This window comes from Streptomyces sp. NPDC107500 (genome assembly GCF_055582785.1).
In genome coordinates this window covers 131577-153346 of sequence record NZ_JBVJPF010000004.1, presented here as the reverse complement: position 1 = coordinate 153346, position 21770 = coordinate 131577, and the positions used below count along the sequence as shown (strand labels likewise).

At 72.8% G+C, this 21770-nt stretch carries 18 protein-coding genes; 4 read left to right on the top strand and 14 right to left on the bottom strand.

Going from position 1 to position 21770, the window contains the following annotated elements; translation table 11 throughout:
• Positions 1–121: 121 nt before the first annotated feature.
• From ACZ67M_RS17175 to ACZ67M_RS17155, 5 genes are read right to left on the bottom strand one after another with little or no spacing between them, the layout of a single operon-like run.
• Positions 122–907, bottom strand: a complete 786-nt coding sequence (locus ACZ67M_RS17175; RefSeq protein ID WP_361364613.1) for an HpcH/HpaI aldolase family protein — start codon at positions 905–907, stop codon at positions 122–124.
• Entirely contained in the window at positions 904–1701 is a 798-nt protein-coding gene (locus ACZ67M_RS17170; RefSeq protein ID WP_450738436.1) for an SDR family NAD(P)-dependent oxidoreductase, read from the bottom strand. The genes ACZ67M_RS17175 and ACZ67M_RS17170 overlap by 4 nt, the downstream gene beginning before the upstream one ends.
• Complete coding sequence (gene hisD, locus ACZ67M_RS17165; protein ID WP_392238413.1) at positions 1698–3008, bottom strand: histidinol dehydrogenase; 1311 nt, start codon at positions 3006–3008, stop codon at positions 1698–1700. Before hisD (ACZ67M_RS17165) ends, ACZ67M_RS17170 begins: the two co-directional genes overlap by 4 nt.
• Before the next feature lie 43 nt (positions 3009–3051).
• Positions 3052–3795: an alpha/beta fold hydrolase gene (locus ACZ67M_RS17160; RefSeq protein ID WP_469851516.1), complete on the bottom strand. Its 744-nt coding sequence runs from the start codon at positions 3793–3795 to the stop codon at positions 3052–3054.
• Between the two features lie 5 nt (positions 3796–3800).
• Positions 3801–4940, bottom strand: coding sequence for a cupin domain-containing protein (locus tag ACZ67M_RS17155; RefSeq protein WP_469851515.1), 1140 nt, complete (start codon positions 4938–4940; stop codon positions 3801–3803).
• On the opposite strand from ACZ67M_RS17155, the gene ACZ67M_RS17150 reads away from it, so the two are divergent.
• Entirely contained in the window at positions 4855–6159 is a 1305-nt protein-coding gene (locus tag ACZ67M_RS17150; protein WP_469851513.1) for a LacI family DNA-binding transcriptional regulator, read from the top strand. The genes ACZ67M_RS17155 and ACZ67M_RS17150 overlap by 86 nt on opposite strands.
• 4 nt (positions 6160–6163) lie before the next feature.
• Here the strand turns inward: ACZ67M_RS17150 and ACZ67M_RS17145 are convergent, their stop codons facing one another.
• The 3 genes from ACZ67M_RS17145 to ACZ67M_RS17135 all read right to left on the bottom strand — a co-directional run bounded on the left by ACZ67M_RS17145 (position 6164) and on the right by ACZ67M_RS17135 (position 10086).
• A complete protein-coding gene (locus ACZ67M_RS17145) occupies positions 6164–7600 on the bottom strand; it encodes an amino acid permease (protein WP_469851511.1) in 1437 nt (478 codons plus the stop codon).
• A 109-nt stretch (positions 7601–7709) separates the two neighbouring features.
• A complete protein-coding gene (hisD, locus tag ACZ67M_RS17140) occupies positions 7710–9071 on the bottom strand; it encodes a histidinol dehydrogenase (protein ID WP_392238405.1) in 1362 nt (453 codons plus the stop codon).
• 103 nt (positions 9072–9174) lie between these two features.
• Complete coding sequence (locus ACZ67M_RS17135) at positions 9175–10086, bottom strand: LysR family transcriptional regulator (protein WP_122619378.1); 912 nt, start codon at positions 10084–10086, stop codon at positions 9175–9177.
• Between the two features lie 218 nt (positions 10087–10304).
• On the opposite strand from ACZ67M_RS17135, the gene ACZ67M_RS17130 reads away from it, so the two are divergent.
• Entirely contained in the window at positions 10305–11216 is a 912-nt protein-coding gene (locus ACZ67M_RS17130) for a carbon-nitrogen hydrolase family protein (RefSeq protein ID WP_469851509.1), read from the top strand.
• 91 nt (positions 11217–11307) lie between these two features.
• Positions 11308–13473 carry an ATP-binding SpoIIE family protein phosphatase gene (locus ACZ67M_RS17125; RefSeq protein ID WP_469851507.1) on the top strand — a complete coding sequence of 722 codons (2166 nt, stop codon included), beginning with the start codon at positions 11308–11310 and terminating at the stop codon, positions 13471–13473.
• A gap of 13 nt (positions 13474–13486) precedes the next feature.
• Here the strand turns inward: ACZ67M_RS17125 and ACZ67M_RS17120 are convergent, their stop codons facing one another.
• The 4 genes from ACZ67M_RS17120 to ACZ67M_RS17105 all read right to left on the bottom strand — a co-directional run bounded on the left by ACZ67M_RS17120 (position 13487) and on the right by ACZ67M_RS17105 (position 18392).
• Positions 13487–14671 (bottom strand): type III polyketide synthase, encoded by a 1185-nt coding sequence (locus ACZ67M_RS17120; protein WP_385795704.1) that lies wholly within the window; start codon positions 14669–14671, stop codon positions 13487–13489.
• 236 nt (positions 14672–14907) lie between these two features.
• On the bottom strand, positions 14908–16203 hold the full coding sequence (locus tag ACZ67M_RS17115; protein ID WP_467323860.1) for an amidohydrolase family protein: 1296 nt from the start codon (positions 16201–16203) through the stop codon (positions 14908–14910).
• A gap of 53 nt (positions 16204–16256) precedes the next feature.
• Entirely contained in the window at positions 16257–17528 is a 1272-nt protein-coding gene (locus ACZ67M_RS17110; RefSeq protein ID WP_469851506.1) for an amidohydrolase family protein, read from the bottom strand.
• 171 nt (positions 17529–17699) lie between these two features.
• Positions 17700–18392, bottom strand: a complete 693-nt coding sequence (locus ACZ67M_RS17105; protein WP_392101674.1) for a GntR family transcriptional regulator — start codon at positions 18390–18392, stop codon at positions 17700–17702.
• Between the two features lie 108 nt (positions 18393–18500).
• Between ACZ67M_RS17105 and ACZ67M_RS17100 the strand changes: the two genes are divergently transcribed.
• Complete coding sequence (locus ACZ67M_RS17100; RefSeq protein ID WP_361364572.1) at positions 18501–18773, top strand: DUF3253 domain-containing protein; 273 nt, start codon at positions 18501–18503, stop codon at positions 18771–18773.
• Positions 18774–18779: 6 nt separating this feature from the next.
• Here the strand turns inward: ACZ67M_RS17100 and ACZ67M_RS17095 are convergent, their stop codons facing one another.
• Positions 18780–20219, bottom strand: coding sequence for an FGGY-family carbohydrate kinase (locus ACZ67M_RS17095; RefSeq protein WP_392101676.1), 1440 nt, complete (start codon positions 20217–20219; stop codon positions 18780–18782).
• Between the two features lie 86 nt (positions 20220–20305).
• Positions 20306–21769, bottom strand: coding sequence for an FAD-binding oxidoreductase (locus tag ACZ67M_RS17090; RefSeq protein ID WP_361364566.1), 1464 nt, complete (start codon positions 21767–21769; stop codon positions 20306–20308).
• Between the last annotated feature and the right edge of the window lies 1 nt (position 21770).

Sequence of the window (21770 nt, the reverse complement as noted above, 5' to 3'; positions counted from 1 at the left end):
TTCTCCGATCGCGCAGGGGGAGGGGGGAGAGAGGGGATGAGGATGCAGGCTGGGCATGCATACGTATGAACTGCTGGTGAACACTAAGGATCCGTGCGGGGGGCGTCAAGGGTTCGCCCCGTCAGTCCGGGTCCCCGGTCGCGTCCGTCGTCCCGGGCTCGGTCAGGGAGCGCAGGGTGTCCATCAGGACGTGGGCCATGTTGTAGACGACGAGCTGTGCGCCCCGCCGCTCGGCGGCCCTGGCGGCGTCGAGGTGCGGCACGATCGCCATCACGGCGCGCCCGTTGGCGTGCGTCGCGTCGTGCGCCCGAGAGATCAGGGCGTCGACCACGCCGGGATCCGGAAAGCCGCAGTCGGCGGCGAGGTCGGCGGGGCCCACCAGGACCGCGTCCACCCCCTCGGTGCCGGCGATGGCGTCGGCGGCATCGCAGGCGCGCCGCGTCTCGACCATCGCCACGACCAGGGTCTCGCGGGACGCGGCCACGTGCTCGGCCGCGCCGACCGTGCCGAACCGGCCCGCTCTGCTGTACGTGGCGAAACCGCGCTCCCCCCACGGCGGGTAGTGGCTGGCGGCCACCGCACGCCGGGCGTCCTCGCGGCTGTCGACGTGGGGGTGGATCAGCCCCGCGGCGCCCAGGTCGAGGCAGCGCAGCGCGAGGGCCGGCTCGGCCGAGCCGACGCGGACCAGGACGTCCAGTCCGTGCGCCGCCGCGGCCGTGAGGTGATGCTGGAGCAGGGTCAGGTCGGCCGGCCCGTGCTCGCAGTCGATGACGACGTAGTCGAGTCCGGCGACCCCCGCCATCTCCACCAGCGTCTCCGACGGGAGCCGCAGCAGGGCGCCCCGCAACCGCTCGCCGGCCGCCAGGCGCCGCTTGAGGCCGCGGCGGGGTGTGCCGCGCGCCGTCACCGGGCCACCATCCCGGCCGAGAGGTCGATGTCGGCCCCGCACAGACCGCCCATGCGCAGCATCGCGGTGACGGCCTCGCCGACCTCGTCCTCGGTCACCATCCGCCCCAGGGCGGAGCGGGCCACGAACGCCTGCTCGGCCTGGGCGGGGGAACTGCCCGTGCGTTCTGCCTCCAGCCGGAAGTTGCGCTCCATGCGGGGGCCGGAAACGGGCCCGGGGGAAAGGGAGTTCACCATGACGCCCTGCGGTCCCGCCTCGGCGGCCAGCGTGGTGGTGAGCCCGATGACCGCCATCTTCGAGGCGCAGTAGGGAGTGCGCCGCGCCAGCGGGCGTTTGCCGGAGACCGAGGCGATGTTCACGATGTCGCCGGCGCCTCGCGCGGTCATGGCGGGCAGGAAGGCCCGGCACATCAGGAACACCCCGCGCACGTTCACGTGGAAGACCTCGTCCCACTCCCGCGGGTCGATCTCGGTGAGCGGTGCCACCGGCCCCGCCGTCCCGGCGTTGTTGACCAGGATCGAGATCTCCTCGCCGGCCAGGTCGTCCGCGAGTTCCGCGACCTGTTCGGGGCTGGAGACGTCGCAGACGCGGTGCGAGACGTCCGGGCCGAGACGGTCGGCGGTCTCCGCGAGCCGGGTCCCGTCGCGACCCGTGATCACCACCCGTGCCCCGTCGGCGACCAGCTGCCGCGCGATGCTCCGGCCGAGGCCGCTGCCTCCCCCGGTGACCAGAGCGGTACGCCCGGCCAACGGAGCAGCGGTGGGTGCGCCCGGTGCTGCGGTGCGGGGGCTCACGCGGCGCCCTCCTCGTTCCAGGGCAGGCGGCCCCGGCCGTACTTGGCGGCGCGCACGTCGCCGGAGCGGGCGTGCCCCTCGAACAGCTCGACGCGCGCGGCCCGGCCGCACACCTCGCCGAGCAGCGCGGAGGACGCGGTGTCGGTGACCTCCTGGTAGGTGACGGTCTTGAGGTACTTGCCGACCCACAGGCCGCCCGTGTAGCGGGCGGCGCCGCGGGTGGGCAGGACGTGGTTGGTGCCGATGACCTTGTCGCCGTAGGAGACGCAGGTCCCCTCCCCGAGGAAGAGGGCACCGTAGTCCCGCATCCTGTCCAGGGCCTGGCGCGGGTTCTCGGTCAGCACCTCCACGTGTTCGCTCGCGTAGGAGTCGGCGATCCGGAAGGCGTCGTCGAGGCTGTCGGCGACCACGATCTCGCCGTGGTCGCGCCAGGCCGGGCCGGCGAAGTCCCGGGTGGGCAGGCCGGGCAGCAGGCGCTCGATGTGGCGCTCGGCCTCGCGGCCCAGTTCCTCGGACGTGGTGACCAGCACGGCGGGGGAGTCCGGGCCGTGCTCCGCCTGCGACAGCAGGTCGACGGCCACCACGAACGGGTCCGCGTGCTCGTCGGCGATCACCAGGATCTCGGTGGGTCCGGCGAACAGGTCGATGCCGACCTCGCCGAACAACTGCCGCTTGGCCTCCGCCACGTAAGCGTTGCCGGGCCCGGCGAGCATCGGCACGCGGTCGATGGTCTCGGTGCCCACGGCCAGCGCCGCGACGGCCTGGACACCGCCCAGCAGATGAATCTCGTCGGCGCCCGCCAGGTGCATGGCCGCGACCGTCGCGGCCGGGATCTCACCCCGGATCGGCGGGGTGCAGGCGGCGACCCGGGGGACGCCCGCCACCTTGGCGGTCACGATCGTCATGTGCGCCGACGCGGTCAGCGGGTAGCGCCCGCCGGGTACGTACGCGCCGGCGCCGGACACGGGGACGTGCCGGTGACCGAGGCGGACGCCGGGCAGCGTCTCGATCTCGACGTCGGCCAGCGCGTCACGCTGGGCCTGCGCGAACGTGCGGACCTGGTCCTGCACGAAGCGGATGTCGTCCAGGACGGTGTCGGGCACCTGGGAGACGATCCGGCGGATCTCGTCGGGGGAGAGGCGGAACGACTCGGGGCTCCAGTCGTCGAACTTCTCGGAGTACCGGCGTACGGCGTCGTCGCCGCGCTCGCGGATGTCGTCGAGGATGACGCGGACGCGCTCGGCGACGTCCGCCCGGGCCGCGGTCACTCGGGCCGCGGGTACGGGGGACTTGAGGTGTCGGGGCATGGCGGCTCACTTCCAGTGGGTGAAGGGTGGGGTGTCAGGTCGTTCAGGAGGGGGTGGCCACGGTGCGGTCCGGCGACGGGCCGACGGCCGTGACCAGGTCGCGCAGCGCGGACGACACCGCGTCGGGCCGTTGCCACGGCACGAGGTGTCCCGCGTCCGGCAGCAGCGTCAGACCTGCTCCCGGAACGGTCCGCGCGATCGTCCGGTGGAAGGCGGGCGGGCACAGCGCGTCCCGTTCTCCGGCCAGTACCGTGGTGGGGCAGCGGACGGTCCGCAGTACGCCGGTCGCGTCCGTGCGGGTGGCCTGCGCGGCGAGTTGGGCGCGGGCGGCGGTGGCACCCACCGCGTGCGCCATGGCCCGGTAGCGCCGCTTCGCCCCGGGGGTGGGGCTCCGGTCGGAGAACATGTCCGGCAGCGTCCGTTCGACGACGTCCGTGAACCGGCCGGCCCGGATCTGTTCGTCCATCTCCCGCCAGGCCGTGTACTGCCCGGGGCGCGGCGCACCCGGGTTGGTCGCCATCACGCACAGCCCCGCGACCCGCTCGGGCGCCCGGCGCAGGACCTCGAAGCCGACGATGGCCCCGAGGCTCAGCCCGACGAGGACGAACGGGCCCGTGACCGTGGAGAGCACGTCCTGGGCGAGCGCCCCGATGCCGTCCCGCCGCAGCGGGACGTGATGGACGGCGTGACCTTGCGGAAAGTCGACGTCGTCCCAGAGCCTGGCGTCGCAGAGCATGCCGGGCACGACGACCAGGGGCGGCGGACCGGCCGGGTCCTCGCTCGGCACGCCGGTCACCAGGGACGTGCGGAGCGGGGCAGCAGCGCGTAGGGGGCGACGTAGCCGTTGTGGTCGATGCCCAGGCCCGCGTCCGCCGCGCTCTTGACGACCTCGTCGTCCCACTCCAGGCGGACCCGCCCGTCACCGGAGTTGACCACGAGGAGGTCGCCCCGCTCGTCGCCTACGTTGCGTACGGAGCGCCAGGCGTCCTGCGGGACGGAGAGCATGTCGCGCGGACCGAGGCGGACCGTGACGGGGTCGGTGCGGTTGAGGGTGACCTCCCACAGGCCGTCCTTCACGATCAGCGTCTGGGTCTCGTGCTGGCGGTGCGTCGAGACGCCCTGCCCGGGATCGGCGCGGAGCCAGGCGGCGTTGTGGCCGTGCGGGTTGAAGACGCGGGGCTCCTGGTGCGGGTCCTCCGTCATGCCGTAGCCGATGACGCAGCTCAGCCGGGCTCCGCCCCCGGGCAGGGTGCTGTCGAGGAAGGGCCGCTCGGAGAAGACCAGGTCGTCGGCCGCGGCGATGCGGCGCCTCATCTCGTCGGGGGTGTAGCGGCGGAGCCGGTCGATGTGCTCCCGGGCCATGGGGCTGACCAGCTCGGCCTCCGCGGGGAGAGGGTCCCCGGCGACGGTGTCGACGAGTTCGTTGTCGGCGGTGAGGTACAGGCCGTGCTCGCTCGCCTCGCGCAGGACCGAGGGGCCCCAGATGATGCCGCCGGTGTCGTCCATGCCCAGCACGGTGAACAGCCAGCCGTCGTCGGGGCCGGTGTTGGTGAACCCGCGGAAGATCCAGGTCGGGACGGACGCGATGTCGCCGGCCCGGAGCATGAGTTCGCCCTCGGTGCCGTCGACGCCCCAGCGCAGCAGGTACTCGCCCTCGGTGCAGACGAAGACCTCGGCCGTGTAGTGGAGGTGCAGGTTGTTGGTGATGCCGTGCGGCATGGCGGCGGCACCGATGTTGTAGCCGTGCGGCAGCCGGAGGTTGACGTGCTGGCCGGCGGCCTGTGAGACGCCGGGCCCGATCATCGCGTAGTTCTCCTTGCGGTCGGAACCGGGCGTGCGGCAGTCGATGAACGCCTGGTCGCAGGAGACGAAGTCGCTGCGGTGCACCGTACGGCGGTCCAGCTCGTGGGTGGTGACGACTGCGTCGGGCATGACAGCTCCTTGCTTGTGTATACGTATGCATTCCATGACAGGCGCCGGTGGCCGTGATGTCAAGGGGTGGGTCAAGGTCTTTGTGTTCGGATGTCGAGGATCGACTGCGGCTGGTGTGGCGGAGTGCGCGCAGGGGCGATTGGTTGTCACGGGATTGACATACGTATATTGGATGGGGGTGCGCCATCGGGTGGCGCCGGTGGCGACGAGGAGAGAGCCGATGGGGATCACCAGTCACGACGTGGCCAGACTGGCCGGTGTCTCGCAGCCCACGGTCTCCCGGGCCCTGCGCGACGATCCCCGTGTCTCCGAGGCCACGCGCGAGAAGGTGCGGCGCGCCGCCCAGGCGCTGAACTACGTGCCGAGCGAGGCCGGACGCACCCTCTCCACGCGGGCCACCCGACGGGTCGGCGTCATCGTCACCGACCTGACCAACCCGTTCTACCCGCACGTCATCGCCCCGCTCCACGACGAACTGAGCAGCCTCGGCTACCGCATGATGCTGATCACGGAGCGGTCCGACGAGGCGGTCGCGGAGGAGAAGCTGCTGGACCAGTCGATGGACGGCGTCGTCCTCGCGACGGCCACCACCGACTCCCGCCTGCCCGCTCAGCTGGACCGTCGCGGCATGCCCTACGTCTTCCTCAACCGGGACACCGGCCGGGCCGGCGACTTCGCCTCCGTCGTCGACAACGAAGGCGGCGGACGGCTCGTCGCCCGGGAACTCGTGGCCCTCGGGCACCGGCACGTCGCGGGCGTCTTCGGCGCGGCGAACACCACCACGGGGCGCGAGCGCGAGCTGGGGTTCCGGCTGGCCCTCGCCGAGGCGGGCGTCGGACTGCCGGAGGACCGGGTGGTACGCGGGGCCTTCGAGTACGACACCGGGTACCGGGCGCTGCCCTCCCTGCTCGACGCGGACCGGGCGCCCACCGCCGTGTTCTGCGGCAACGACGTCGTGGCCATCGGGGTCCTGAACGCGGCCCTCGCCGCCGGCGTCAGGGTCCCCGACGACCTCACCGTCATCGGCTTCGACGACCTCCCGATGGCCGCGTGGGAGGCCTTCCGGCTCACCACCGTCCGGCACGATCTGCGGGAGCTGTCCCGCCAGGCCGCCCGGCTGCTGGTCCGGCGGATCGCCAAGGAGGTCGACCCGGCCGGCGAACGGCTGGTCCTGCCGACCGAGTTCGTGCCCCGCGCCACGCACGCCCGCGCCCGCTGATCCGTCAGCGCCCGCCGACCGTGTGCCGCGCCGCCCCCTCCGGCTCCCGGACCGAGGACGCCGGGCCGCCCCTCGGGCGCCGCTGCCGCAGCACCCCCACGCCCACCAGGACCGCGGTCAGGCCCAGCGAGAGCCACAGCTCCAGCCGGTGCCCCGGCAGCACGGCCATGACCACCAGCACCCCGGCGATGAAGGCGACCGTGGCGAGGGTCAGGTAGGGGAACCCCCACATCCGCACCTCGGCCGGCTGCCCTCCCTTGCGCCGGTTCGCGTACTGGGTGAGGGCGATGACCATATACATGATCAGGGCGATCGCTCCGCTGGAGGCGATGAGGTACGAGAAGACGTCCGGCAGCAGGAAGTTGGCGACGACCGCGGCCACCCCGACGACCGTGGAGGCCGCGACCGCGTTGCGGGGGACTCCCTGCCGCGAGGTGCGGGCGAAGAGAGCGGGGGCGTCGCCGCGCCCGGCCAGCGAGAACATCATGCGGGACGCGGTGTACACGGCCGAGTTGAGGCAGCTGCCCACGGCGACGACGAGGACGACGTCCATGATCCGCGCGGCGCCCGGGATGTTCATCCGGTCGAGAACGGCCTGGTAGGAGCCGGCCGCCAGATCGTCGGCGTTCCACGGGACCAGACACACCACGATGAGGATCGAGCCGATGTAGAAGAGGCCGAGCCGCCAGACCACCGCGCGCACGGCCTTCCTGATGTTCTTCCGCGGTTCCTCGGACTCGGCGGCGGCGATGGTGACGATCTCGCTGCCCTGGAAGCTGAACATCGCGGTGAGCAGACCGGCGAGGACGGCCGTGCCGCCCTGCGGTGCGAAGCCACCGTGACTCCACAGGTTCGACACCCCGTGGGTGTCCGACCCCGGCAGCAGACCGAGGACGGCGAGCACGCCGAGAACCAGGAACGCGACGATCGCGACGACCTTCAGCAGGGCGAACCAGTACTCGAACTCGCCGTATTTGCGCACCGCGAGAAGATTGCTGCCCGCCAGCAGCGCGATCACCACCAGCGCCGGGATCCAGCTGGGCACCGAGGTGAGACCCGCGACCACCTCACCGGCGGCGATGGCCTCGATGGGGATGACGAGAATGTAGAACCACCAGTACAGCCACCCGATCGAGAAGCCCGCCCAGCGGCCCAGCGCACGGTCGGCGTAGGTGGAGAAGGAACCGGTGTCGGGCTGCGCCACGGCCATCTCGCCCAGCATCTGCATGACCAGTACCACCAGCCCCGCGGCCAGCAGGAAGGAGACCAGGGCGGCCGGCCCGGCGGCGGTCACGGAGGCGGACGAGCCGACGAACAGTCCGGCGCCGATCACCCCGCCGATGGAGATCATGGTGATCTGGCGGCCCTTCAGGCCCTGGGTGAGAGCGGTGCCGCTCCCTGTTCCGGTGGGCGCCGGTGGCGCGGACGGGTGGTGTGGCATGGCAGAACCTCGGGTGGGGACAGGGCGCGTGGCCGGGCGTGGCGGGGGGGCTTCGGCACCGGAGCGGCGGTCGCGTGCCGCCGCACGGCATGCGGCGGCACGCGAGGGGTCACAGCTGGTCGCGCAGTGCGGCCGGAACGTCGTCGAACGCGCCGGACTTCCGCCCGATCCGGTCGATGCGGAGCGTCGCCGTCGCACCGTGCGCCGCCAGCCCTTCGAAGGCCGAGACGCGCTCGACGGCCGGGGCCAGCGACGCGGTCCCCTCCTTCGAGGCACGCTGGTACGTCAGCGGCTTGAGGAACCGGGACACGGAGAGCCCCGCGTTGTAGCGGGCCGTCTTGCCGGTCGGCAGTACGTGGTTGGTGCCGGCGATGCCCTTGTCGGAGTAGGCGACCGTCGACCACGACCCGATGAACAGCGAGCCGTAGTTGGCCAGGTTCTCCAGGTAGTAGTCGTCGTCCTCGGTCTGGATCTCCAGGTGCTCGGGGGCGATCACGTCGGCCACCGCGACGGCGGCGGCCGGGTCGTCCACCACGACGACGGAGCCGAAGTCGCGCCACGCCGGGCCGGCGATGTCCCGGGTGGTCAGCGTCCCCAGCTGGCGCTCGACCTCCGCGATCACGGCGCGCCCCAGCTCGGCGGAGGTGGTGACCAGGGCGGCCGGTGAGTTGGGCCCGTGCTCGGCCTGTCCCAGCAGGTCCGCCGCGACCCACACCGGGTCGGCGCTGTCGTCCGCGATGACGGCGACCTCCGAGGGCCCGGCCAGCAGGTCGATGCCGACCCGGCCGAACAGCTGCCGCTTCGCCTCGGTGACGTACGCGTTCCCCGCGCCGACCAGCATGTCGACCGGTGCCTCACCGAGCAGCCCGAAGGCCATCGCGCCGAGCGCCTGGACGCCGCCGAGCGCGAACACCCGGTCGGCGCGCGACAGGTGGGCGCCGTACAGCACGGCGGGGTGCGCGCCGTGCTCGCCGGACGGGGGAGTGCAGGCGAGGACCGTGGGGACGCCGGCCGTCTTGGCCACGTTCACCGTCATGAAGGCGCTGGCGAGGAGGGGGAACCGGCCGGCGGGCAGGTAGGCGCCGACGCGGGAGACGGGAACGTAGCGCTGACCGCCGGCGACACCGGGAGCCACCTCGATCTCGAAGTCCGTCAGGTGCTCGCGCTGCGCGGCGGCGAAGCGGTGGGTGCGCTCGTAGCCCATCTCCAGCGCGGTACGGACGTCCGGGGGAAGCGCGTCCCCCGACTTCTTCAGTTCGGCGGCCTCGATCTCCAGGTCGCCGGACCAGCCGTCCAGCTCCTGGGCGTAGCCGCGTACCGCGTCCATGCCCTTGCGCTCGATCTCGCTCAGCATCTGTGAGACGCGCTCGACCACCGAGGGGTCGCGCTGGGCGGGCGGACCGTCCACGGACGGCTTCTTGAGCCACTGGAACGGGGGGAGGGACTGTGCTTCGTCGTGCGTGATCTGCATGGCAGGGACGCTAGACGGGACTCTGCCACAGGACCAGAGGGGCGATTCCTGTCCGAAGTACAGGGTTTCCCTGTGGATTTTCCCTGGCTCGGGCGGCCGTTGCTCAGAGGCCGAGATCGTCCCGGATCTCGCGCAAGGTGTCCTCGGCGATCCTGACCAGTTCCCGGGTGGCCCGCGACAGCGGATGACCCCGCCGCTTGACGAGCGCGATCGTGTCGTAGAGGGGGTCGGCGAACGGGACGGTGCGCAGCCCTGCGGGAAACGTCGCCCCGGCGACCACGGCCCGGCTGGCGATGGTGTCGCCCACACCGGCGGCCACCAGACCCAGCGCGGCCTCGACATGTTCCAGCTCGATCAGGGGATCGACGCTCACCCCGGCCAGCTGGGCCCGTTCCGCGAGCTGGCGCCGGGTGGGGTCCTGCCAGCCGTAGTGGGCGTCGTAGAGGACGAGCGGGGTGCGGGAGAACGCCTCGATGGTCATGGGCGTCCGGGTGCGCTCCTCGCTCGCGCTGACGAAGAACACCTCGTCCCGCAGCAGCGGCGTCACCACCAGCCCCTCGTCCTCGATCGGCAGCACCACGAGCCCGGCCTCGATCCGTCCCGCCGCCACGGCCGCCGCGGTCTCGGCGGAGTTCTGCCCCACCAGCCGGACCCGGACGGACGGATAACGGGCGTGGAACAGCTGTACGAGGTTGGACAGCAGGTAGTAGTCGGCGTTGCGCAGCACACCGAAGGTGGCGGTCCCGCCGCCCAGCGAACCCAGGGAGCGCACCGCCCGGGTTCCGCTCTCGGCGGCCTCCACCGCCTGCTGGGCGTAGGGCAGCAGTTCCTGGCCCGCCGAGGTCAGGGCCAGGGTGCGGCTGCCCCGCGCGAACAGCTCGGCGTCCAGCTCGGTCTCCAGACGGCGCACCAGCTCGGATGCGGAGGCCTGGGCGATGTCCATGGCCCGCGCCGCTGCGGTGAACGACCCGAGCCGCTCCGCCTCGACGAAGGCCCTCAGCTGGTTGAGGGTCATACGCGGTCGGTGTCCTGTCGGGTCGGGGGCGCGCGACGTCCTGACGCCGACGCGGGGGCCCTCGTTCTACCACGGCCGCCGGGCGGCGCGGGACGCCGCGCGGACCACAGGTTCTTCCTGTGGATCGCGCTGGACAAGGGGATCTTGTCCGGTGGGGTGGCCCGGTGATTGGCTCGACCACGCCCCCGACGTCGGCGACCGCGGAAGGCTGCCCAGTGATGACGACTCCCCTGCCGATCGGCCTCGTCCAGACGGCCGCGCGGCACCACGCCGCCGATGCCACCGGTGCCGCAGACGCGTTCGCCGAGGACGTGCGCCGCGTCATGGCGGCGCACCCCGGCGTCCGGCTGCTCGCCTACCCGGAACTGCATCTGTGCGGGCACGAGCCGGGCGAGGACCCCGAGCGGGTCATGACCGCGGGGGCCCAGCCCATGGACGGCCCGCGCGGCGCCCGGCTGGCCGCACTCGCCCGTGAACTGGACATCTGGCTCGTGCCCGGCAGCGTCTACGAGCAGGGTGCCGACGGCCGGATCTACAACACCGCCCCCGTCTACTCACCCGCGGGCGAGCGGGTCGCGGCGTACCGCAAGATCTTCCCGTGGCGCCCCCACGAGACCACGGCGGCCGGCTCCGACTTCGTGGTCTTCGACCTGGCCGGACACGGACGGGTGGGCCTGACGATCTGCTACGACGCCTGGTTCCCCGAGGTCACCCGCCACCTCGCCTGGCAGGGCGCCGACCTCGTACTGAACCTGGTCCGCACCCCCACGGTCGACCGTGCCCAGGAAGTCGTGCTCGCGCAGGCCAACGCGATCGTCAACCAGGTCTTCATGGCCAGCCTCAACGCGGCCGCGCCGGACGGCCTCGGGCGCAGCGTCGTGGTGGACCCCGAGGGGCGGACGCGCGCCGAGGCCGGGCCCGGGACGGAGGAGGTCCTGACCGACGTGATCGACCTGGCCGAGGCCCGGCGGGTGCGAGCGCGGGGCACCGCGGGGCTCACCCGGGTGTGGGACCCCTTCGAGGACGGCGGGCCGCCGCTGGAGCTGCCCCTGTACGCGGGCCGCATCGAGCCCGAGCGCTGGCGTCGCGGCGCCGGTGTGGGCGAAGGCGCCCGGCGTGTTATTGAATGAGGTGTGCGGTCGGAGATCTCGGGGCCCGCCGCACGGGTGCGAGTACGGCCCGGCGCCGTGCCGGGGCCGGCGAGCGAGCTGAGAGAGCCGTATGGACACACCCTCTCCTTCGTCCTCTTCGTCCTCGTCGCCGTTCGACCTGGTCAGCAGCGCCTTGGGCAAGTACATCCCGCGCGGCGGCGCGGCGGCGGACGACGCCTCCGGAGCGCCGGATCAGACCGCCGCCCGCGTGCGCGTCCACCCCAACCCGGCGGCCGGCCGCCAGGAGCAGATCCTCGGCGCGGTCAACCTGGACCGGGAGCTGCGCATCACGCGCAGCAACCTGGACGCCCCCGTCTTCGCCGGTCTGGACGTCGTATCCGGAAGCCCCTTCGTCGACCTGCTGCCGCCCTGGGACGTACCCACCGTCACCCGGCGGCTGCGGCAGGTGCTGGAGACCGGCGAGGCGCACGTCGCCCGGGTCCAGCGGCTGCGGCGCGCGGACGGCTCGGAGCTGGTCGTCTCGATGAGCATCCTGTCCGCCGCGGCGCCGCAGGAGGGCCTGACCGTCTCCCTGATCGCCATGGCCAGGAGACTGCACCTGTACGCCGCCGAGACCGCGATCGGCACCTCGCTGGACATCGGCGAGACCGCGCAGTCGCTGGCGGAGTCTCTGCTGGCCTGGGGAGACGTGGCCGCCATCGACCTCGACTTCGCCGTGTGGACGGGCGAGGGGGTCACCGAGCACGGTCAGGGACGCATCCGGCTGCGTCGGGCGGCCCTGGTGCCGGACCGGGTCTGGCCCGAGGGCTACGTTACTGAGGGTGACGACCTGCCCAAGGACGCGAGTCATCTGCTGTCGCAGGCGATCCGGCGCGACGACGCCGCCCAGGCCATCGTCATCCCGGACCGCGAGTCGATCGAGCGGGTCCTCGGCAGCCCGAAGCTGGTCCGCGCCCTGGTCCCCAGCGACCGGTCGGCGGGTGTGGCCTGCATCCCGCTCGTCCTCGACGGGTCGCCGCCCGTGGTGCTCGGCGTGGCGGAGGTCTGGCGGCGGGCCGACCGCCCCTTCAACGACGGCGAGCTGCTCGACCTCCAGGAACTGGTGGCCAGAACCTCGCACCACGTCGACCTGGCCCGGCAGCACCAGCGCGAGCACACCCAGGTGCTGGCCCTGCAGCGGCGACTGTTGCCGCGCACCGGCGGCGACACGGTCGAGACCGCCAGCGTCTACCAGCCCGCGACCCCCGACAGCGCGGGCGTCGGCGGCGACTGGGTCAACAGCTTCCCCCTCCCGGACGGCCGCACCGCCCTCGTCGTCGGCGACGTGGTCGGACACGGCCTGGGAGCCGCGGCGACGATGGGCCAGCTGAGCATGGAGGCCCGCGCCCTGCTCTCCGCGGGACTGGCGCCCGACGAGGTGCTCGAACACCTGGACAAGACGGTGACGATGCTAGACGACGCGGAGTCGGGGCTGGCCGCCGGCTACAGCGCCCTCGGATCGACCTGCTGCATCGCCGTCTACGACCCGGTCAGCCACCGCGTGGCCCTGTCCAGCGCGGGCCACCTCCCCCCGGTCCTGGTGCTCCCGGACGGACGCGCCGCGCCGCTCGCGGTCCGCCCGCATCCCGGCCTCGGCGCGGAGTTCGCCCTGCGGGAGCCGTTCGGGGTGCACACGTTCGCCGCACCCCCGGGATCCCTGCTCGCCCTCTACACCGACGGGCTGGTGGAGGATCCCGCCGTGCCGATCGACGAGGGCATCGGCAGGCTCGCGGACGCCGTGTCCACGGTGCACCCCTGGGACGTCCTGGAGGAGGCCGCGCGCTGGGTCGTCTCCGGGCTGTCGCCGCTGCGGGGTCGCGACGACGTGACCCTGTTGCTGGCCCGCATGATCGGCTACCGCAAGGGGGACACCGCCACCTGGCGGCTGCCCGCCCGTGACGACGCGGCCGCCCGGGCCCGCACGCTGGTCTCCGCGCTGCTGCGCGAGTGGCGTACCAGGGACGACACCCGGGACAGGGTGCTGCTCCTGGTCAGCGAGCTGGTCACCAACGCGGTCCGGTTCGCCCGCGGGCCCATCACGGTACGGCTGATCCGGGCCGGTCACGGACTGCTGTGCGAGGTCGGCGACACCGGCAACGGCCGTCCCCGCCTCGGCCGCGGCGGACTGCTCGACGACGGCGGTCGCGGCCTGCACGTCGTGCACCGGCTCACCGCCCGCTGGGGGGTGCGGTGGACGGACACCGGCAAGGTGGTCTGGGCGGTGGTGGCCCGGTGACGGCGCGGCCGCGCTACAGCCACTCGCCTTCGAGGGCGGTCGCCGTGAGGCCCGGGGCCGCCGCGTACAGCACGGCGCGACTGCCCGGCCGCTGTCCCGCGTCGTGCGCCCGGCGCATGATGTCGAACACGGCGGCGCCGCCGCGATTGCCACTGGCGTAGCTGTCCCGGCTGTGGTCGAGGAGCCCCGACGGCCACTCCTCGGGCATGGTCTGCTCCATGTACTCCAGCACGCGCGTCCCGCCGGGGTGCGCGAGCAGCACGTCGGGGTGCCACGACTTCGGGTCGTCCTGGTAGCGGTCGTGCAGCCAGTCCCACATGGCCGTGACGGTGTTCTGCACGGCGCGCGGGCCGCGCCGGTCCATCACGAAGTGGGTGCCGTCCGCCCGCGTCTCCAGGCGGTGCAGGTCCTGGGTGTCCGGCAGGGTGTGGTGCCAGGAGGCGTCCAGCCGCAGCACCGACTGGGGCCTGGGGCGGCCCGTGACCACCGTCGCGACCGCGGTGTCCGCGAACAGCAGCCGGACGATCAGGGACTCCAGGGTGTCGTCCGCGGGCTGGTAGGTCGTACTCAGCGCCTCGGAGATCACGACCAGGACCACCCGGTCGGGGTCGGCCGCCACGAGGTCGGCCGCGAGTGCCAGGGAACGGGTCCCGGCGACGCAGGCCCACTGCGAGGCGGGCAGCAGCATCGTGTCGCCGCGTAGCGGGAGCCGGTTGGCGAGGGCGACGTCCAGACCCGGCAGGGCCGGGGTGGTGGAGTTGCTGGTGATCAGGCAGTCGACGTCCGAGACGTCCAGCCCGGCGATCTGCAGGGCCCCGCGCGCCGCCCGCTCCCCGTAGGCCTGCACGGCCTCCCAGGCCGGGGCGGTGCGCTCCTGCACGGTCTGCGGTGCGGGTACCGCTTCGAGGGCGGCGACCACGCGGTCCACGTCCTGCTCGGTGAACCCGTCGCGGACCAGCGCCTCGCGCGCGGGTCCGGTGCCGGTCGCCGACAGGGCGCCCGAGGCACCGGGCGCCACGGCGGACTCCAGCGGCAGCATCCAGCCCCGGGTCTCGATGCCGGTACTGGCCGCGATGCCGTCGATCCGGGGCGCCCACGCCGCGTCCGGGTGCCGTTCGCGGACCTCCTCCACGATCTGGCTGGTCTTGACGGCGTGCTCGCCGTGTATGACGGCGGGCGGGCACAGGTAAGCGGCCACGATTCGCACCTTTCTCCGGTGAACAAGAGAGGGAGAGTCCGAGTGCTGTGGCATGACTCACTCCAGCACCCCACGTCCAAGTCCATGCCGGCGCGCGTCACTTCGGGCGCCGGCATCCGATTCGAGCATGGGGGCCAAAGGGACATTTGCGCTGTGACTCAGACAACTTGGGCGGCTCTTGTCGTGCGTGACGCTCCACACACCCCGGCGTGGGAGCGCCTCCGGAGGTGCCCCTCTCAGACCAGTTCGCCGTTCCGGGCCACCACCCGCCCGCCGTGCACGACCATGTCGCGCCGGGGCATGTCGACCACGACCTGCGGCAGGCACTCGCCGCGCACCAGCACGAAGTCCGCCGGCGCCCCCGGCTTCAGATCGGCCCGTGGCAGGCCCATCACGTCCGCGCCGCCGTGCGCGCCGACGTCGTAGCAGGAGGCCAGCTCGTCGTCGAGGCGTACGTCCGTGATCCACCCCAGCAGATGGGCGCGGTGCAGCATGTCCGCGTCGCCGAACGGGCTCCAGGAGTCGCGCACGCCGTCCGAGCCGAGCCCGACCCGTACGCCGTACTCGCGCAGCGTGGACACGGGCAGGACCAGGGACTCGTTCGGCGCGACCGTCGTCAGGGCGATGTCCAGCTCCGCCAGGTCCTCGGCCATGGTGCGCAGGGCGCGCTCGGCGAGGAACGGCAGACAGAAGACGTGACTCACCGTCACGCGGCCCCGCAGCGACAGGGACCGGGTGCGGTCGATGATGCCGCGCATGACCCGGGTCCCCTTCTCGTCCCGGTCGTGCAGGTGAATGTCGACGCCGATCCCGTGCCGGTCGGCCAGGTCGAAGACCAGGTCGAGCTGTTCCTCCGGCGCCTGGTCGAAGCTGATCGGGTCGATGCCGCCGATCATGTCGACCAGGCCCTCGCGCGCCGCAGTTGCCAAGAGTTCGGCCGTGCCCGGCGTACGGACCACGCCGTGCTGCGGGAACGCCACGATCTGCACGTCCAGCGCGTCCGCCAGACGCTCCCGCGCCTCGGCGATGCCCTCCACGCCGTTGAGGCCGTAGGCGGGAGCGACGTCCGCGTGGGCCCGCATGGCCCGGGTGCCGCGGGTCACGGCGTGCGCCATCAGCCCGTACGCCCGCTCGCCGACCGGGCGCCGCTGGGAGTGGTACAGCTCGACGTCCTGCTCGCAGTACTCGGCGATGCCGCTCGCGGGCCTGCGCGACACCCACGGGCCGCCCCAACTGGTCTTGTCGGGGTGGATGTGCGCGTCGACGAGCGCCGGCAGCGCCAGCCGGCCGCCGCCGTCGACGACCTTGGCACCCCTGGGCGCCGGCCGGTCCGAGACCCGGCCGTCGAGGACGGTCAGGTCCACCGCCCCGGACCCGCCCGGCAGACGCACGTCGCGGAACACGACGGCGCCGCGGGCGTGCCGCGCCGGTTCGGGTGACGCGTGCGCCGGCGTGGCGGCCAGGGCGGCGGTGCCGCCCAGCGAGGCGGCACCGGCGAGGACGTTGCGCCGGGACAGGGGCGGAGGAGTCATGCCGTTCTCCTACGGGTCGGGGGTGTGGGGCGGGTGGTGGGGCGGGGCGGTGGTCAGACGGGGATGCCCGCACGCACCACCCGGGACGGCTTCTTGAGCAGCGACACGTCGGCCAGCGGGTCGCCGGTGACCAGGACCAGGTCACCCGCGTGTCCCCGGGCCGGCCGGCCCGCCGTGCCCTCCAGGCCGAGCAGCCGCGCGGCGTGCGTCGTCGCCGTGCGGATCGCGTCGAGCGGCGGGAGTCCGGCGGCGTGCATCAACTCCACCTCGCGGCCGATGGGGTCCACCGTGCCGCCGGAGGAGTCGGTGCCCGCCGCCAGCGGCACGCCCAGCTCGTGCGCCGCCAGCACCGCCTGCTTCAGCACGGGCAGATAGGCCCGGCCCCGCTCGGCGAGTACCGGGTCCGAGGACTCGGCGAGGCCCGCGATCGCGGTGAGTGTGGGGGTGAAGTACGTGTCCCGTCGGCGCATTTCGTGCAGGGTGCGCTCGCCGACGAACACGCCGTGCTCCAGGGAGCGGATGCCCGCGGTCACCGCGTCGTGGCAGCCCTTCTCGCTGTAGCTGTGGCAGAGCACGCCCTTCCCGCCGCGCCGTGCCGCCGCCACCACCTCGCTGAGCTGGGCGTGCGAGTAGACCTGGGCCAGCGGGTCCTGCTCGGGCAGCCCGGCGCGTTCGTTCACCCGCGTCTTGACCACCTCGGCGCCGCGCGCCAGGTTGACCCGCACGACGTGGCGCAGGGCCTCGGCGGACCGGACCCCGCCCTTCAGTCCGGCCAGCACGGCGAGTTCCGGGTCGGCGAGGAGGGTGTCGCCCAGGTCCGGCGTGACGAAGATGCCCGCCGCCCGCAGCCGGGGCGCCATGCCGGGGGCCCGGCGGGCCAGCTCGCGCACGGCGATGTCCTGGTAGAAGTTCGTGGACCCACTGCGCGCGCTCGTCGCGCCCTTGCCGACGGCGTCGCGTGCCTCGGCCACGGTGTTGAGGTGGATGTGCGCGTCGATCAGGCCGGGCAGGATCCACTGGCCGTGCGCGTCGAGGCGCGGGACACCGGCCGGGACGGTGGTCCTGCCGCGGGCGCCGGCCGCGCGCACCACGCCGTCCCGGATCACCACGACGGCGTCCTCGGTGACGTCACCGGTCGCGGGGTCGAGAAGCGTGCCGCCCTCGACGACCAGGTCGCCGGTGCGCGGCCGGCGGTCCGAGGCGGTCGCCGCCGCGGGTCCGGCGGAACCGAGGGCCGTCGCGGTACCGGCGAGGGCCGCGGAGGCGGCGAGCACGCCCCGGCGGGTCAGCCGGGGGGACGGGGGCTCGGAGGGCTCGATGCACATCGCTGGGCTCCTGGTGGGGGACGGGGTGTCGCGGCAGGGGGAGACCTGCCTGGCGCCATTTTGTATACCAAGCCAGGAGGGCGGGACAAGGGGGTGTCGGATGTGCCCGGAAGATTCGCTGAATATTCGCACCGGTGCTGCACACTTGGGAGTCGCCCGGCAGGTAAGGAGTTACTTGGTATACAAAGCGTCGTCCCCGAAGAGGGACCGCAGTGCCACGGCCCGGCTGTCCCGGACGTGCAGCAGCGTGCTCGCGGCGGCCGGCTCCTCGTCGCCCGCGGCGATGTGCCGGAAGATGTCCGCGTGCTGGGCCCGCATGTGCGCGGGCTCGACACGCATGCCGAACAGCAACTGCAACTGCCAGCCGAGCTGCTCCATGGTGCGGGCCAGCAGCGGGTTTCCGGAGAGCGCGACGATCCGCTCGTGGAACTCCGTGTGCGCCGCGACCTCCAGCGCGCCCTCGTCCTCCTCGGCGGCGTCCTCGGCCCGCGCCAGGGAGGCACGCAGTGCGTCCAGTTCCGGCAGCGGCCCGTCCGCCGCCGCGACCTGCCGGGCGGCGAGCCGCGACGCCTGGACGGCCAACGGCTCCCACACCTCGTACAGGTACCGGACGTCGGCCCGCTCCAGACGCCGCACCCGCACTCCGCTGTGCGGCAGCAGTTCCAGCAGCCCCTCGGCGACCAGCGCGCGCAGCGCCTCGCGGACCGGCACCCGGGACATCCGCAGCTCCTCCGCGACCTCCCGCTCCACCAGCCGCGTGCCCATCGGATACCGGCGGTCCACGATGCGCTCGCGCACGGCCTCGCGGGCCCGCGCGCTCAGCGACGTCCGGGTCTGTCCCGCCTGCGGTGTGCCGGCTGCCACGTGCACCGTCCCTCGCCCTCGCCCTCGCCGTTCAGAGCGAGGATACGTTCAGGGCGATCACCGGGCCGCCCGCGGGCGCGACCGCCCGCGGATCGTCATACTGGCCGGGTGGCGGACGAGGACGAGCGGACGGGCCGACGGCTGGAGCGAGCCATCCTGGAACTCCTGGAGCGCCGCCGCCCGGAAGCGACGATCTGCCCCTCGGACGCCGCACGCGCGGTCTACGAAGGGGACGACGACGGCTGGCGCGCCCTCATGGACCCGGCCCGACGGGCGGCCGGGCGCTTGGCCGAGGCCGGGGAGGTCACGGTCACCCAGCGCGGTCGCCGGGTCGACCCGGCGACCGCGCGCGGCCCCGTCCGCATCCGCCGCGCCCGCTGACCGGCCTCAGCCGAAGACGTCGTACGTACGGCGGTAGAGGGCGTCGGTGTGTTCGCGGACGTCCCGGTACACCGCTTCGAGGCGCCGGTAGAGGGCGTGGTTCTCCGGGTCCGGGTGGAAGACCTCACCGTCGCGGACCATCCTGGCCGTGGCCTCCTCGAAGTCCGCGTGCACACCGAGACCCACCGCCGCGCAGATCGCGGCTCCCAGGCCCGCGGCGCTGGACGCCTCGGCGCGGCGGGCGGGAACGCCGTGCACGTCGGCCTGGATCCGCATCATCAGGTCGGAGCGGGAGCCGCCGCCGGAGACGATGATCTCGCGGTGGGCCGTGCCCAGTTCGCGTGCCATGCGCTCCGTCGTGTCGTGGACCGTCATCGCGAGGGCCTCCAGGATGGACCGGTAGACGTGGAAGCGGCCGTGGCGTCCGTCGAAGCCCAGCATCGTGCCCTTACGGAAGGGGGCGTCGTCCGGGGCGAGCCAGTCGAGGACGGTCATCAGCCCGTCGGACCCCGGCGGCACCTTCGCCGCTTCGGCGTTGAGGTAGTCCTCCACCTCCAGCCCGGCGGCGCGCGCCCGGACGGACGCCTCCTCGCCGAGCAGGTCGCGGTACCAGCTGACCGTCCACATGCCGCGCCGCACTCCGCCGGACTCGTAGAGGTAGGAGTGCGGCACGGCGGCGTAGTTCACCCAGAAGTCCGAGGGGCCCGTGACGTTCCGCGGGCCGGTCGCCATGCCGGCCACGTAGGTGCCGAGCGAGACGAGGAGGGTGTCGGGGGAGCGCAGCCCGCAGCCCAAAGCCTCGACCGCCTTGTCGTTGGCCGTGGCGACCACGGGGACCCCGGCGGGGATGCCCGTGTGGAGTGCCGCGGCCTCGGTGACCTCGCCCAGGACGTCACCGGGCAGCACGAGGTCGAAGAGCAGCTCGCGGCGCAGGCCGAGCTTCGCGATCTCCGCGTCGTCGTCGCTCCACCGCCAGGTGTCCGGGTCCAGGGGCCACATCCCGGCGTAGTTGGCCGCAGTGTCACGGAACTTCCCCGTCATCCGGTGACCGATGTAGCCGGAGCTGGTCGTGACGCGGGCGGCCTCGGGGTCGGTGTCCTGGTAGGGGAGTCCGACGCGCTCGTCCATCCAGCTCATGACGGGCTGGGCGAGCGTGCCGTCCGCCTTGAGGACGGCACGGCAGAAGCGGATGGTGCACAGTCCGACGCCCACGATGTCCGCCGGGTCCCCGCCGAACGCCGCGAGCGCGGCCCGGCTGGCGGCGCCGATCGACGTCCACAGGTCGTCGTCCGGATGCTCCACGACGCCGGGCCGCGGGGTGTCGTAGGGGCGCAGCGCGGCGCGGCCCTCGCTGACGACCCGTCCGTCGGTGTCGAAGACGGTCACCTTCGACGACTGCGAGCCGTTGTCGATGCCGATGAGGTAGCGGGGACGGGCGCTGGACATGGCCACTCCGGAGAGGTCGTGCGGGTCGGGGAAGGAGCAGGACCCCGGCCGGCGTGATGGCGGCCGGGGTCGGCTGGGCGTCTGGCTCAGGCGTCCATGGGGAAGATGGTGCCCTTGTTCATGATCCCGTTGGGGTCGAAGGTCTCCTTGAGCTTGGCGAGGATCTGGTACGCGCTGCCGTGCTCCTGCGTGGTCCACGGGGCGCGGTACTTGCCGATGCCGTGGTGGTGGACCATGGAGCCGCCCACCTTCAGCGCCTCCTCGACGATGATCGCGTTGAGCGGGATGTGGTACTTCTCGATCTCCTCGCGCGGCTCGCAGTCGATCCGGTAGTCGTAGACGAAGTACAGGTTGGTGCCGGTCTGGTAGCTGTGCGAGGAGTGGGCGCCGAGCATGACCAGGTCGTCGGCGGCCGGGAACTCGGTGCGGATGCGCCGGATCACGTTGTCGTACAGCTCGACGGTGCGCGACCAGTCGACGGAGACCTCGGTGGTGTAGCCCAGTTCGCCCTTGGCGAGCATGACCTGCTTCTCGGCCTCGATCTTGTCGACGCCCCAGTTGAGGTTGTCGAACCAGTCCTCGATCAGCCCCGGGTCGACCTTCTCGTGCGGATACTGGTCCAGCACCCGCTCGATCTCCTCGCTGGTGGCGCGCACGAGGCCCTTGGGCCCCTCCGCCACGAAGACCACGACGACCTTGCCCCGGTAGAAGTGCGAGAAGTGCTGGCGGGCGTCCTCGGGCGAGTAGACCCGGACGACCGACGGCTTGAACCCGCCTGTGACGACCTCGCGGATCGCCTTGACGCCGGTGGCCATGTCGTCGACGAGGAAGCCGTGGAACTCGTTGTTCTCCGGCTGGTACTTGAAGACCTTGACGGTCACCTCGGTGATGTAGCAGAGGGCGCCCTCGTTGCCGATGACGATGTGCCGGATGTCGGGTCCGGCCGCGCGGCGCGGGACGTTCTTGATGCGGGTGACCGAGCCGTCCGGGAAGACCGCCTCCAGACCGACCACCATGTCCTCGATCGCGCCGTACAGCGTGGAGAACTGGCCGATGGAGCGGGTCGAGACGAGCCCGCCGTACTGGGCGAGCGGCTTGGACTGCGGGGAGTGGCCCGTCGTGAGCCCCTGCTCGCGCAGCTTGTCCTCGAGGACCTGGAGCGGCACCCCGCACTCGACGGTCACCTGCATGTTCTCGGCGTCGACCGAGAGGATGCGGTCCAGGCCGGAGCCGTCGAGCACGATGGTGTCCTCGACCGCGGTCTCAAGACCGCCCTCGGTGCCGGTGCGGCCGGTCCGCGCGACCACGTTGATCCTGTTGTCGTTCGCGAAGGCCAGGACCTTCGAGACGTCCTCGGTGGAACGGGCGTTGACGATCGCGGCCGGGAGTGGGGCGTCGAAGATGCCGTGTACCGACTGGTACTTCTTGAACCGGTCGACGCTCGCGAGCTTCAGCTCCTCGGTGTCGGTGACGACCTGTCCGGCGTCGAGCAGGCCGGTGAGGTGGGCGACGATGTCTTCGCGGGTGAGCTTGGAGAGCGACTGGGCCATG

Excerpts from the sequence above, each read along its gene's own strand:
- ACZ67M_RS17155 (WP_469851515.1), bottom strand. The coding sequence starts at position 4,940 with ATGCCCGACGCAGTCGTCACCACCCACGAGCTGGACCGCCGTACGGTG.
- ACZ67M_RS17150 (WP_469851513.1), top strand. The coding sequence starts at position 4,855 with ATGAACGCCTGGTCGCAGGAGACGAAGTCGCTGCGGTGCACCGTACGG.
- ACZ67M_RS17110 (WP_469851506.1), bottom strand. The coding sequence starts at position 17,528 with ATGTGCATCGAGCCCTCCGAGCCCCCGTCCCCCCGGCTGACCCGCCGG.
- ACZ67M_RS17145 (WP_469851511.1), bottom strand. The coding sequence starts at position 7,600 with ATGCCACACCACCCGTCCGCGCCACCGGCGCCCACCGGAACAGGGAGC.
- ACZ67M_RS17135 (WP_122619378.1), bottom strand. The coding sequence starts at position 10,086 with ATGACCCTCAACCAGCTGAGGGCCTTCGTCGAGGCGGAGCGGCTCGGG.
- ACZ67M_RS17130 (WP_469851509.1), top strand. The coding sequence starts at position 10,305 with ATGACGACTCCCCTGCCGATCGGCCTCGTCCAGACGGCCGCGCGGCAC.
- ACZ67M_RS17125 (WP_469851507.1), top strand. The coding sequence starts at position 11,308 with ATGGACACACCCTCTCCTTCGTCCTCTTCGTCCTCGTCGCCGTTCGAC.
- ACZ67M_RS17090 (WP_361364566.1), bottom strand. The coding sequence starts at position 21,769 with ATGGCCCAGTCGCTCTCCAAGCTCACCCGCGAAGACATCGTCGCCCAC.
- ACZ67M_RS17115 (WP_467323860.1), bottom strand. The coding sequence starts at position 16,203 with ATGACTCCTCCGCCCCTGTCCCGGCGCAACGTCCTCGCCGGTGCCGCC.
- ACZ67M_RS17095 (WP_392101676.1), bottom strand. The coding sequence starts at position 20,219 with ATGTCCAGCGCCCGTCCCCGCTACCTCATCGGCATCGACAACGGCTCG.
- hisD (WP_392238405.1), bottom strand. The coding sequence starts at position 9,071 with ATGCAGATCACGCACGACGAAGCACAGTCCCTCCCCCCGTTCCAGTGG.
- hisD (WP_392238413.1), bottom strand. The coding sequence starts at position 3,008 with ATGCCCCGACACCTCAAGTCCCCCGTACCCGCGGCCCGAGTGACCGCG.